Origin of the sequence: Pseudarthrobacter sp. fls2-241-R2A-127 (assembly GCF_030209355.1) — a bacterium.
In the GTDB taxonomy this organism is placed as follows: Bacteria; Actinomycetota; Actinomycetes; order Actinomycetales; family Micrococcaceae; genus Arthrobacter.
Window position 1 is genome coordinate 1 of the sequence record NZ_JARVSF010000040.1, and the last position, 12,235, is coordinate 12,235.

Here is a 12,235-nt window from a genome sequence, read left to right on the forward strand (position 1 = left end):
GGCGGCAAATCACCCATCGACCGCGTTCACAATCTCCGTGGGAAGAACACCTAGGTACCACCCCTTAACGGCAAACGGCCCGGGATGATGCGATCATCCCGGGCCGTTTGCCGTGGTACGGCCGGCCGCTACCGGCCGTAAGGGTTTCCGAAGCCGCCGGCGTAAGGGTTGCCGGGCTGCTGTTTCCGGAAGTACGGGGCAGCCGCGGGAAGGTACAGCAGCACGATGGCCACGATGCCCAGGACGGTTCCGACCGTAGCGAACGACGGAATCCCGAACAGGCCCAGCACCGACAAGGCCGCAAAGACGGTTCCCAGGATGCGGGCCCAGTTCTTGCCCTTCCGGACGAAGAAGGCCACCAGCAGGTAGAGGGTAGCCCCGATAATGGCGAAGACCACCAGGGTTCCGGCGACGACGCCCTTGATGTCGTCGTACGTGATGCCGGCGTTGCTTGCCTTGACCTGCTGGTCAAAGGCCTGCCTGAACGCGGGATCATCCAGCTGGGTGAGCCCGGTGAGCAGGGAGATGACAAAGATCACGGCGGCCGCGATCAGCATCCAGAAGGAAACGTTTACCAGTTGCGGAATACCGGTGCTTGCCGCCGGCTGCGGCTGCTCCGACGGGTACTGGCCGTAGGGGGACTGGCCGTACGGCTGCTGGCCGTAGGGCTGCTGCTGCCCGTAGCCGGGAGCCTGCGGGGCATTCTGCCCATACTGGGGAGCGTTCTGGCCATACTGCGGTGCTGCCGGTGGCTGCGAACCCTGCTGCGGAGCGTTTTGGCCGTACTGCGGAGCGTTCTGCCCGTACTGGGGGGCATTCTGTCCATAGCGGGGCTGCTGGGCGCCGGACTGCTCGCCGCCCGGCTGGCCGTTGCCTGGCTGCTCGTTTCCGGATGGCGGATCGTGGGGCGCGGGAGGCGGGACGGGAGGAGTACTCATGGGCGTTCCTTCTGCAGGTCGGGATCCGGGCGGGCTGCCGGGAATCGGTCCTGTGCCGCCCCCAGCATGGCTTAAGTCCACCGTACCCCCGGCGGGCCGGGTTGTGCGGGATCCGGCGGGGCCCTTCACGCCGCCAGGGGCGTTAAATGCGGCACCCCGGCACCAGGCGGAAATGCCTGCTGCCGGGGTGGGCCGGAGCGGAATCAGGCTGCGGGAGCGATGAAGGCGAGCTCCAGGTTGATGGCAACCTTGTCGCTGACCAGCACGCCGCCGGTCTCCAGGACAGCGTTCCAGGTCAGGCCGAAGTCCTTGCGGCTGATGGTGGTCTCGGCGGAGACGCCTGCGCGGGTGTTGCCGAACGGATCAACGGCTACGCCGTTGAACTCGGTCTCCAGGGTCACCGGGCGGGTGACACCCTTGATGGTGAGGTCACCGGTGAGCTCGTAGCTGTTGCCCTTGGCCACCAGGCCGTTGGAGACGAAGGAGATCTCCGGGAACTTCTCCACGTCGAAGAAGTCCTCGCCCTTGACGTGGCCGTCGCGGTTGGCGTCGCCGGAGTCGAAGCTGGCGGTCTTGATGGTGGCGTTGATCTTTGAATCGGCAACATCCTCGACGAGGTCAAGCGTTGCGGCGGCTTCGGTGAACTGGCCGCGGACCTTGCTGATGCCGGCGTGACGGACGGTGAAGCCGATCTCGCTGTGGGAGTTGTCCAGGGTCCAGGTGCCGGTGGTGACGTCTGCGGGAAGTGCCATGATGATGCTCCTTGTTCGTAATACCTGTTGTGGTCATGCGGTTGAACCTTCATCGGTTGAAGCCTCAACTAACTTGCTGCATCCAGTATAAACATGCGTTTGCATGTTTTGTTCCCGTGTTCGGAACATTTCTTCAGAAACTTAAGTTCTACTGTTCGTAGAAGATTTCGGATCGCACGCCATCTTTGAGAAACTGGTAAACATGCCCCAAGCCACTGTCCATCTGCTCCGCCACGGCGAGGTCCATAATCCCGACGGCGTTCTGTACGGACGGCTCCCCGAATTCCACCTCTCCGAACTGGGGCAGGAGATGGCCCGCACCCTCGCCGAGCACTTCCGGCAGCGTGCCGAACGGGGCGCCCGCATCACGTACCTGGCCGCCTCGCCGCTTGAGCGCGCGCAGGAAACCGCCCGGCCGACGTCGGAAGCCCTGCACCTGCAGATCCACACCGAGCCCCGGATCATCGAGGCGGAAAACTACTTCGAGGGCATGAAGGTCACCAAAGCAGAGCTGCGCCGGCCCAAGCACTGGCCCCGGCTGGTCAATCCGCTGCGCCCGTCCTGGGGCGAGCCCTACAGGCAGCAGGCCGCCCGCATCGCTGCGGCAGCGCAGGACGCCCGGCTCCGGGCCATCGAACTGGCCGCCGGCGACTTCGGCGCCGAGGGACCCGAAGCCATCCTCGTCAGCCACCAGCTGCCCATCTGGGCCGCACGGCTCAGCGCCGAAGGCCGGCCCCTGTGGCACGACCCCCGCAAACGCGAGTGCACGCTGACCTCCGTCACGTCCCTGGTGTTCGATGCCGACGGCTCGCTGGTGCGGGTCGACTACAGCGAACCCGCCGCGTCCCTTCTTCCCGGTGCCGCCAGCACCCCTGGAGCCTAGCTGTGACCAACGATTTCCTCCCCTCGCGCCGCAGCATGCTCGTGAGCGGCCTGGCCTTGGGCGCACTGACCCTTGGCCTGTCCGGCTGCGCCCAGGAAGACGCCCTGGCCAAGCAGGCAAAGGCCGGAGACAACAAGAACTACGTGGCAGGCGACGGTTCGGTCACCGAGTTCGCCGCCGGCGACCGCAAGGAGGCCGTCCAGATCCAAGGGGCGCTCTTCAGCGGCGCCAAGGTGACCCCCGCAGACTTCCAGGGCAAGGTAAGCATCCTCAACTTCTGGTTCGCCGCCTGTGCCCCGTGCCGGGTGGAGGCGCCCATCCTCGAAGAACTCCACCAGGAGTTCAAGGACCAGGGCGTGCAGTTCTTCGGCGTCAACCTCCGCGACGAGAAACCCACCGCAGAGGCGTTCGAGAAGACCTTCAACCTGACGTACCCAAGTTTCGATGACAAGGACGGCAGCGTCCTGCTGTCCGTATCCGGCCTGGTCCCGCCCGGGGCGGTCCCCACCACCCTGGTCCTGGACAAGCAGGGCCGGGTGGCGTCCCGGGTCCTGGGCGAGATCGAGAAGGGCACCTTGAAGGCCCTCATCACCGCCGCCGTGGCGGAGTAGGGGCAGGCCAGGCACCGTGAACAGTCCTTTCGCCGAAGCCATCCTCAGCGGCTCGCTCCTCCTGGCCATCCCGGTGGCGCTGCTCGCCGGCCTGGTGTCCTTCCTTTCGCCCTGCGTGCTGCCCCTTGTTCCGGGCTACCTCGGATACGTCACGGGCTTGAGCGGCGTTGACCTGCAGAAGCAAAAGCGCGGCCGGATGCTGGCAGGCATCGGTTTGTTCGTCCTGGGTTTCTCGGTGATCTTCGTCCTGCTGGGCGGCGCCTTCGGGCAGCTGGGCACCCTGATCAGCGGCAGCCGGAACGCCTGGATCACCCAACTCCTGGGCATCCTGGTGATCATCATGGGCATTGTGTTCATGGGCGGCTTCAGCTGGCTCCAGCGGGACGCGAAAATCCATGCCAAACCGCCCGCCGGGCTCTGGGGTGCGCCCCTGTTGGGCCTCACCTTCGGGCTGGGCTGGGCCCCCTGCATCGGTCCCACCTACTCCGCCGTGCAGCTGCTCAGCCTCTCCGGCGGATCTTCCGCCGCCAAGGGCGCCTTCCTGGCGTTCGTCTACAGCCTGGGACTGGGCATCCCGTTCCTGCTGATCGCGCTGGCCGTGCGCCGCGGAATGGGCGTTATGGCGTTCTTCCGCAAGCACCGCCTTGCCATCCAGCGGACCGGCGGCGGCATCCTGGTGGTGCTGGGCCTGCTGATGGCCACCGGCGTGTGGGGGGCCTGGGTAACCGGGCTGCAGTACTGGTTCCAAACCGACGTGAAGTTGCCGATCTGATGAGCGAGCGTGTGAACGTAAAGAAGAAGCAATCCACCCCTGTCGCAGGGGCCAAGGCAGAGGCCGCCCTTCCGGCCCTGGGCCCGAAGGGCATGCTGCGGTGGGCCTGGACCCAGCTGACCAGCATGCGGACGGCATTGTTCCTGCTGCTGCTCCTCGCCGTCGCGGCCGTACCCGGCTCGCTGTTCCCGCAGCGGCCCGCCAACCCGGCCAATGTGACCCAATACATTAAGGACCACCAGGACTACGGCAAGCTGCTGGACTCCCTGCAGCTCTACGACGTCTACTCCTCGGCATGGTTCTCGGCGATCTACCTCCTGCTGTTCATCTCGCTGATCGGCTGCGTGGTGCCGCGCGCCATCGCCCACTACAAAGCCATGCGCTCCCAGCCGCCGCGTACCCCGCAGCGCCTGTCCCGGCTCCCCGAATACGGCACCCTGGTGGTTCCCGCCGACGCCGGGATCCCGGCGTCGGACGCCATCAACAGTGCCGCCGGGCTGCTCAGCAAGCGCGGCTACCGGGTAGAGGTCAGGGATGCCGACGGCGCCCTTCCGTCCCTGGGTGCCGAGCGCGGTTTCATGAAGGAAGTGGGAAACCTGGTTTTCCACACCTCGCTCATCGGCGTGCTGGTATCCGTGGCCGCCGGCGGCCTGTTCGGGTACAGCGGCCAGCGCATCCTGGTGGAAGGCGACACGTTCGTGAACACCCTGGTGGGCTACGACCAGTTCAACCCGGGCACCAACTTCCAGCCCAGCCAGCTCCAGCCGTACTCGCTCCAGCTGGACAAGTTCAACATCACCTTCGACCGGGAATCCAAGGGCAAGTTCGGCCAGCCCATCGACTTCGCCGCCACCGTGACCACCAAGGAAAACCCGGACGCGCCGGCCAAGCAGGAGATCCTGAAGGTCAACGACCCCGTTAACCTGGGCGGCACCAGCATCTACCTCACCGGCAACGGCTACGCCCCCGTGGTCACCATCCGTGACGGCAACGGCAACATCGCCATGCAGGGGCCCGTTGTAGCCAAGCTGCAGGGGGACAACTACTACTCCTCGGTGGTCATCAAGGTCCCGGATGCGAAACCGGACCAGCTGGGCTTCGTGGGCTTCTTCCTCCCCACCGCGTTCGTCACGGACAAGAACGTTTCGTTCAGCGCCGATCCCGAGCTGTTCAACCCGCAGCTGACCCTGAACTCCTACTACGGCGACCTGGGCCTGAACAGCGGTGCCCCGCAGAACGTCTTCGAACTCGACGTCAGGAACCTGACGCCGCTGAACGCGCGGAACCTGGCCGCAGGCGGCATCACCCTGGCGCCGGGCTCCACAGCCACCCTGCCTGACGGCAAGGGCACCATCAGCTTTGACGGCGTGAAGCGCTACATCGGCGTGGACATCCACCACAACCCGGGCCAGGTCTACGCCCTGGTCTTCGCGCTCCTTGCGGTGGCCGGCCTGATCCTCTCGCTCTACGTCAACCGCCGTCGCGTGTGGGTACGGACCGGCACTGCGGCGGACGGCCGCACCATGGTGGAATACGGGCTCCTGGCCCGCGGCGAGGACCACCGCCTGGCCGGCGAGGCAGCTGCCCTCCGGGAACTCTTCGCCACGGAATGGCAATTGCCCGCGGATGCCGCCGAAGAAGCAGCATCCGACTCCGTTGACCCCGGAACCACCGCCGGGTCCCAGCAAACTCCCAGCCGGACAAGCGATAATGTCGCAGGCTCCGTCAGCACCCCAGCAGGCCCCACCGGGCCCGAAAAGGACCAGTAATGCCATTTGGAATCAACGAAACCATGGGCCAGTACAGCGAACTCTTCATGCTGCTGGCGGCGGGTACCTACACGGTGGCCTTCATCGCCTTCGCCTGGGACCTGGCAAAGAGCAGCAAGGCGCTGCGCGCAGTGGACCTCAAGGCCGCCCAGGCCGGCGCAACCGCCAAGGTCCCCGTGGCAGCCGGCGTGGGTGCGGGCTCTGCAGGGGGACGCCTGAGCGGCCCCGCCGACCGTGCCGAGCGGCCGTCGTCGTCAACCGCCAAAGCCAACGCGGCAGGTTCCGGCGGCATTGTCACGGCCGACGGCGACATGAAGTACGCCGCGGAGCGCCGGGTTCCGGCGCGGGTCGCCGTGGCCCTGACCACCCTCGCCGTCCTCATCCACGGCGCCGGCGTGGTCACCAGGGCCCTTGGTGCCGGCCGGGTGCCGTGGGGCAACATGTACGAATTCCTGACCACCGGCGCGTTCCTGGTGGCGGTCGTGTTCCTGGTCTCGCTGATCCGGCGCGACCTCCGCTTCCTGGGCACCTTCGTGGTGGGCCTGGTCATCATCATGATGGTGGCCGCATCGGTGGCCTTCTGGACCCCGGTAGGCCACCTGGTGCCGGCGCTGCAGAGCTACTGGCTGGTCATCCACGTTTCCATCGCAGTGCTGTCCTCGTCCCTGTTCACCCTGACGTTCGCCATGTCCGCTCTGCAGTTGGTGCAGTCCCACCGGCAGAAGACCGTTGCTGCCGGCGGAGCCGACAAGCTCGGCTTCATGCGCCTGGTACCGTCCGCGCTGAGCCTGGAGAACCTGTCTTACCGGATCAACGCGATCGCCTTCATCGGCTGGACCTTCACCCTCATGTTCGGCGCGATCTGGGCGGAAAAGGCCTGGGGCCGGTTCTGGGGCTGGGACACCAAAGAGGTGTGGACATTCGTGATCTGGGTTGTCTACGCCGGATACCTGCACGCACGCGCCACGCGCGGCTGGACCGGAACCCGTGCCGCGTGGCTGTCGATCGTGGGCTACTGCTGCGTTGTCTTCAACTTCACCATTGTGAACACGTTGTTCAACGGGCTCCACTCCTACTCCGGGCTCTGAGGCTGCCGCCAACAAATAGCTATTCGATGTAGCAACAGGGCTGTTCCCCGGTCCTTCGGAAATGCTACTTTGGTCAGGTTCCCTGTGATGAAGTTTGCAGGCGGATCACCAGCTTTCCGAGGTACCCATGAGCTATGCTCTCGCCGTCGACGTCGGAACCAGTTACACGGCGGCCGCCGTTGTCCGTTTCGACGAAGGTGCTTCGCCCCTCCCGGAGTGCCTGCCACTGGGGCTCCGGGGTTCATCCGTGCCCTCCGTGGTGTACTACCCGGAAGAAGGCCCTGTCCTGGTGGGGGAAGCCGCAGAACGACGCGGCCTTGACTCGCCCGGCCGCGTCGTCCGGGAATTCAAGCGGCGCGTAGGCGACGACGTTCCGTTCGCCTTGGGCACCCTGACGGTACGGCCTGAAGACGTGTTTGCCACCGTGGCCCGCTGGGTGGCAAGCCGTGCGGCCGAACGCGAAGGTGCGTTCCCGTCGGCCATCTTCCTGACCCACCCGGCAGCCTGGGGAATCCACCGGCTGTCCGCCATCCGCGACGCCCTGGCCGCCCATGGCCTGGACAACGTCACCCTCCTGCCTGAACCCGAGGCCGCGGCCTTGCACTACGCATCCCAGGTGCGGGTGGAGGAAGGAAGCACCATCGCTGTGTACGACCTCGGCGGCGGTACCTTCGACACCGCGGTGCTGCGGAAGTCCGGCGGCAGCCGCTTTGAGCTCCTAGGCCGGCCCGACGGTATCGAGGACCTGGGTGGGGCCGACTTTGATGCGGCCGTGTTCCGCTACGTCGCGCAGCACACCGGGACGGCCCTGACGGACCTCGACCCCGCCGACCCCACCGGCATGGGCGCATTGACCCGGCTGCGCCGTGAATGCGTCGAGGCCAAGGAAGCGCTCTCTGCGGACAGTGAAGCCACCATCCCCGTCCTCCTTCCCGGACTCCAGCAGCAGGTGCGGCTGGTGCGGGCGGAATTCGAGGCCCTGATCGAAGAACCGGTGCGGGACACGGTGGACGCCCTGGAGCAGTCCCTTGCCCGGCTCCACCTTGAACCGGCAGACCTCTCCGCGGTCCTGCTGATCGGGGGCTCGTCCCGGATTCCCCTCGTGGCGCAGCTGGTGTCCGAACAACTTGACCGGCCCATCGCGGTGGACGCCGACCCGAAATCGTCCATCTGCCTCGGGGCCGCCGTGGCGGCTGTCCTGGCGCACGCAGCTGCCGCCGTGGACCTGGCCGCCGCGTCCGTTCCTGTTGCGTCGGCAGCCGGGGTGGACGCCGCCGTCGTCCCGGTCCCCGCCGCGCCGGACGTTCCCGGGGCACCGGTCAGGCCCAGCTGGTCGCGCAAATACGCGACGACGGCGGAAGCCGGGGTGGGGACGGACCCGCTCCGCAGAACCCGGGGCGGGAGGGGAGCGCACGCCCCGAAACCGACGGTCCGGGTTACGGCGGTGGCTGCCGCCGCCGCCGTCCTGACGATCCTCACCGCCACGGCCGCGCAAAGCCCGGACGGGCTGGGCAGCCTGACGGCGATGTTCGTCCCCCAAGCCGGGGCCGATACCGGAGCTTCCGGTCCGGTTGGCACTCCCGGTCCGTCCGGCACCGAATCTGCCGGGGCTCGGGGAGCCACCGCAGCCGTGAACCCGCAGCCGCTGACCGGCATCGAGGCCAGCGCGAAAAGGCCGCTTGGGCCGCAGGCCGGCCTGGACATTTCCGCCTCACCCAGCAGCAAACAATCGGCGCTGGCCAGTGCGGCAGCCGCGGCTGCCGGCGGCGCCCCTGCCGGCGGTGCACCGGCAGGAACGGGCACCGCCGGCACGGGAGTGGTGCCTGAATCCGTGACCCTGGCTCCTGCCCCGCCACCGGATACCACCCAGCCGGGCAGTACAAGCCCCGGGACGGGAACCACCACTCCGTCGGACACCGCAACACCGTCGGACACGGCACCGCCCACGTCCACCACCGCGCCCACTCCTCTTTCGGGGTCCACGAGCCCTACGGATCCGGCCACTTCCGCAGCACCCACGCCAACGCCGCTCTCAACGGCGGCGCCCACCACCACCGGGGCTTCGGATCCGGCCACTGATCCCATCGCGTCCCCAACGTCGGTGGATTTGACGCCTGTGCCCGCCACGGCCCCTTCTCCAACGCCCGAGGAAACGAATCCCACGCCCACTGACGCAGCCGTGGCAACGGCCCCTATGACGTCGCCGGCGGCCTGATATGGACGGGCACCTTCAGCGTGTGGAACGGTCCGGATCCCTGCACGCTGCACTGGACCATCAGGGGCACCCGCCCCATGCCGCGGAATTGATGGCTAAAGAGTTGAGGGGGGCCAACGCGGCCGTACGTGAGCTGCTGCTGGCTCTGTCAGTGGGCTTCGCCCTGCCCGGTCCGCTGCCGGCAGACCTGCAGCACAAGGTTGGCAGGGGAGCGGTGGAAAACCTTGACGCCCTGGTGGACCGCGCCGAGGCCGCGGGACTGCTGATGCCGGACGGCACGGTGGTGGGGCCGGCCCGGCATGCTTTGCTGGCAGTCACCCCCACCGCCAGGATCCACGCCCTCCAGCGGGAACTCGTGAGCGTCTTCGCGTCCGCGGGGCAACCGCTCGGAACCCTTGCGCGCGAACTGGCACGCGGCGGCCTCGCGGATCCGCGCGTAGCCACGGAACTGGAGCAGGCCGCGGACACCGCGCTCCAGCATGACCCAAGGCTCGCATCGCAGCTGTACGAGGAGGCCCTCCTGGCTGGTGCCGATCCCCTGGCCACGGCAGCCCGGCGCGCCCAAGCGGCAGCCGGTGACGGGGAACTCGATGCGGCGGCACGGATCATCGACACCCTTCTGGTCAGCACCGACCCACCGGACGTCCGCCGCGGCGTGGACGTTGCCGCCTCCGTGTGGGCGCAGCGGGGAATGCTGGCCCACGCTGCCGATGTCTACAACTGGCTGGGTACGGAGCGCGTCGGAGCATCCGCGCCCCTGGCCGCCGTCGCCATCCTGGGGACCGGAGACCTCAAAGGCGCGGAGGCCTTCTTCCCCCCGGAAGCCCCGCAGGCCTCCCCAACCCTGCTCGCGTCCGCGCTGCTCCAGACCGGGCAGGGAATCCTCGCGTCCTTGGGAGAAAAACCGCAGCAGGGGACCGCCGTCCTGATCCACGCCTCGGACCTGCTGAACTCGGCCGGCACGGCGCTGCCGCTGCCGGAAACGCCCGGAGCACTTGCCGCACTCCTGGCCCTGCACAGTGGGGAGCCGCATCTGGCTGAGACCGTATGCCGGGCAGCTGTGGCAGCAGGCCAGGGAGGCAGCGCCGCGCAGCCCAGGCTCCTGCTCATCCAGGCCTGGGCGGCCATGATGCAGGACAAACCCGACGAAGCAAGGCTGGCTGCCAAGGAGGCCGCCAAGATCAACCACTGGCCGCTGGTCCCGCGCGACGAATTCCTCGGTGCGGCGCTCGATGTGGGGCTGGCCCGCAGGAACGGTGAGGTTCCGGAACTCCTCCGGGCATGGGAACGAGCCCGCGAGGCCATGCTGCACACGTCCGTGGACCTCTACAGCCTGCTGCCCTGGGGCGAGCTCCTCATTGCCGCCTCCCGGCTGCGGGAGACGCGGCACGTGGCCCACTACGTGGACGAGGCATGGAGACTGCTCGGACGCCTGGGGGAACCTCCCCTGTGGGCGGTTCCGCTGCATTGGGCAGCAGTCCAGGCCGCACTGCTGAATGAGAGCCCCGCCGATCTTGCCCCGCACGCGACCGCGCTGGCCAAGGCCTCCACCCACAGCCACCTCGCCGCAATCCTGGCCGCCGCGGGAAAGGCCTGGGTCTCGGTGCTGGCCGGGAGGTTCCGTCCGGCCGAAGTGGAGGGTGCGGCCCGGCTGCTGGGTGCGGTAGGGATGCCATGGGAGGGTGCGCGGCTCGCCGGGCACGCTGCCGCGCGGGCAGATGACCGCCGGGACATGATGCGCCTGCTTTCCTGCGCCCGGGACCTCCACCCGCAGGGCGGCCCCGCCGGGACACCGGAGGTACCCGCAGGAACCGGCGCCGAGAACGGCGGAAAAGGCCAGCCGGACGCCTCGGGACTGAGCGAACGGGAGAAGGAAGTGGCCAGGCTGGTACTGGAGGGCAAAACCTACCGGGAAATAGGGGAGTCCATCTACATTTCGCCCCGCACGGCGGAGCACCACATCGCCCGCATCAGGCGGCGCCTCGGCGCCGAGAACCGGTCCGACCTGCTGGCCCGCCTGCGCCTCGCCCTCGGCACCGACAATTCCGTACCGGCAAACCCCCAGCACCTGCACCCCCGGCAGGAATGAAACCCCTAATGCCCCTAGCGCCGGGGATGCCCGTACCCCGCATCCAAGCCCGTCGTTAGGGGGCAGGAGCCCGATGCCCGGTGCACGGCCGCGAACCTAGGTTTGAACCAGCCATGGCCCCGCGCCGGCCGATCCGAAACTCGAAGAAGATGTGAGGACCACGCAGATGCCAACACTCGCGAACGACCTCGTTCAGTTCCTCATGCAACTCTTCGGCGACCGGGAAGCAGTCCAGGAATTCCTCGACAACCCGGAACGGGCCTTGGCCGACCACGGGCTGGGCAGCGTGTGTTCGGCCGACGTCGACGCCGCCATGCCTGTGGTGCTCGACTATGCCCCCATCACGGTCAACGCCTCCTCGTTCGCGCGGAACTACGGCACCGGCGCCAGCAGCTCATGGGCCGGATCCGCGGGAGGGGCGGCAGCGCACGGCGGCCAAGCCGCGGGTTACGGCGGCGCTGCCTACGACACTGACGACCACGCCTACGCGGTGCAACAGCTCCACAACGTGGTGAACCATTTCTCCTACACCGCCGGTGCCACCATCGTGGACGATCGGGCCACCATTGCCGCCCAGTCCGCGCAGCAGAACGTCTGGGCCCACGGCGACGCGGAACAGTGGTTCGACAACGAGGTTGCGGTGGCGCCAGGAGACCACGTGGCAGGGGCCGCGGACCATGCTCCGGCCGTGGTCGGGAACGCCGGCACCGGGGATGTGGGTGCCGGGGACGCGGGTATTGGTGACGCTGGCACCGGTGACGCGGACGCCGGGGCCGCCGCCTGGGACGATCACGGCGGGCTGTCCGGTTCCTTAATTGGCGGCCCCGGCCTGGACCCGGATGACTCGTTCGCCGAGGAACCCGATCACTCCGGCCACGCCCTGGATGCCGGCCTGGTCCCGGCTGCCGGTGGCCCGTTCAGCGATTTCTCCGGCCATGGCTCCGTTGCGGTGGACGTGCACCTGGAAGACCCCTTCGGGGACAACGCGGCCACCAGTTTGGTCGGGGACAGCCAGCTCGACTTCGCCGAGGACAACCCGGCCCACCCCGATGCGGACCTGGAGGCCCACCACATCATCGATGTTCCGGTGGTTGACGACTCAGCCGGGCTGTAACACG

General features: G+C 67.8%; 10 protein-coding genes. 8 read left to right on the forward strand and 2 right to left on the reverse strand.

All coding sequences use genetic code 11. From position 1 onward, the window contains the following. Nucleotides 1-128: 128 nt before the first annotated feature. Both QRN53_RS18735 and QRN53_RS18740 read right to left on the reverse strand, forming a co-directional pair. Nucleotides 129-938 (reverse strand): single stranded DNA-binding domain-containing protein, encoded by an 810-nt coding sequence (locus QRN53_RS18735; protein WP_285245316.1) that lies wholly within the window; start codon nucleotides 936-938, stop codon nucleotides 129-131. 203 nt (nucleotides 939-1,141) lie between these two features. Continuing rightward, nucleotides 1,142-1,690 (reverse strand): YceI family protein, encoded by a 549-nt coding sequence (locus QRN53_RS18740; protein ID WP_018761772.1) that lies wholly within the window; start codon nucleotides 1,688-1,690, stop codon nucleotides 1,142-1,144. Nucleotides 1,691-1,892: 202 nt separating this feature from the next. Here QRN53_RS18740 and QRN53_RS18745 point away from each other — a divergent pair, with 202 nt between their 5' ends. The 8 genes from QRN53_RS18745 (at nucleotide 1,893) to QRN53_RS18780 (ending at nucleotide 12,231) form a co-directional block, all read left to right on the forward strand. Then, nucleotides 1,893-2,573, forward strand: a complete 681-nt coding sequence (locus QRN53_RS18745; RefSeq protein ID WP_285245317.1) for a histidine phosphatase family protein — start codon at nucleotides 1,893-1,895, stop codon at nucleotides 2,571-2,573. Between the two features lie 35 nt (nucleotides 2,574-2,608). Next, nucleotides 2,609-3,184 carry a TlpA family protein disulfide reductase gene (locus QRN53_RS18750; protein ID WP_285245345.1) on the forward strand — a complete coding sequence of 192 codons (576 nt, stop codon included), beginning with the start codon at nucleotides 2,609-2,611 and terminating at the stop codon, nucleotides 3,182-3,184. Between the two features lie 16 nt (nucleotides 3,185-3,200). Next, nucleotides 3,201-3,956: a cytochrome c biogenesis CcdA family protein gene (locus QRN53_RS18755; RefSeq protein WP_285245318.1), complete on the forward strand. Its 756-nt coding sequence runs from the start codon at nucleotides 3,201-3,203 to the stop codon at nucleotides 3,954-3,956. Continuing rightward, the gene (gene resB, locus QRN53_RS18760; RefSeq protein ID WP_285245319.1) at nucleotides 3,956-5,725 is read left to right on the forward strand and encodes a cytochrome c biogenesis protein ResB; all 1,770 of its coding nucleotides are present in this window, start codon (nucleotides 3,956-3,958) and stop codon (nucleotides 5,723-5,725) included. Before QRN53_RS18755 ends, resB begins: the two co-directional genes overlap by 1 nt. Next, nucleotides 5,725-6,813 (forward strand): c-type cytochrome biogenesis protein CcsB, encoded by a 1,089-nt coding sequence (gene ccsB, locus QRN53_RS18765; protein WP_285245320.1) that lies wholly within the window; start codon nucleotides 5,725-5,727, stop codon nucleotides 6,811-6,813. Before resB ends, ccsB begins: the two co-directional genes overlap by 1 nt. A gap of 127 nt (nucleotides 6,814-6,940) precedes the next feature. Next, entirely contained in the window at nucleotides 6,941-9,028 is a 2,088-nt protein-coding gene (locus tag QRN53_RS18770) for an Hsp70 family protein (protein WP_285245321.1), read from the forward strand. A gap of 1 nt (nucleotide 9,029) precedes the next feature. Next, complete coding sequence (locus tag QRN53_RS18775) at nucleotides 9,030-11,117, forward strand: LuxR C-terminal-related transcriptional regulator (RefSeq protein ID WP_502934859.1); 2,088 nt, start codon at nucleotides 9,030-9,032, stop codon at nucleotides 11,115-11,117. A 166-nt stretch (nucleotides 11,118-11,283) separates the two neighbouring features. After that, complete coding sequence (locus tag QRN53_RS18780; protein WP_285245323.1) at nucleotides 11,284-12,231, forward strand: IniB N-terminal domain-containing protein; 948 nt, start codon at nucleotides 11,284-11,286, stop codon at nucleotides 12,229-12,231. The last annotated feature ends 4 nt before the right edge of the window (nucleotides 12,232-12,235 follow it).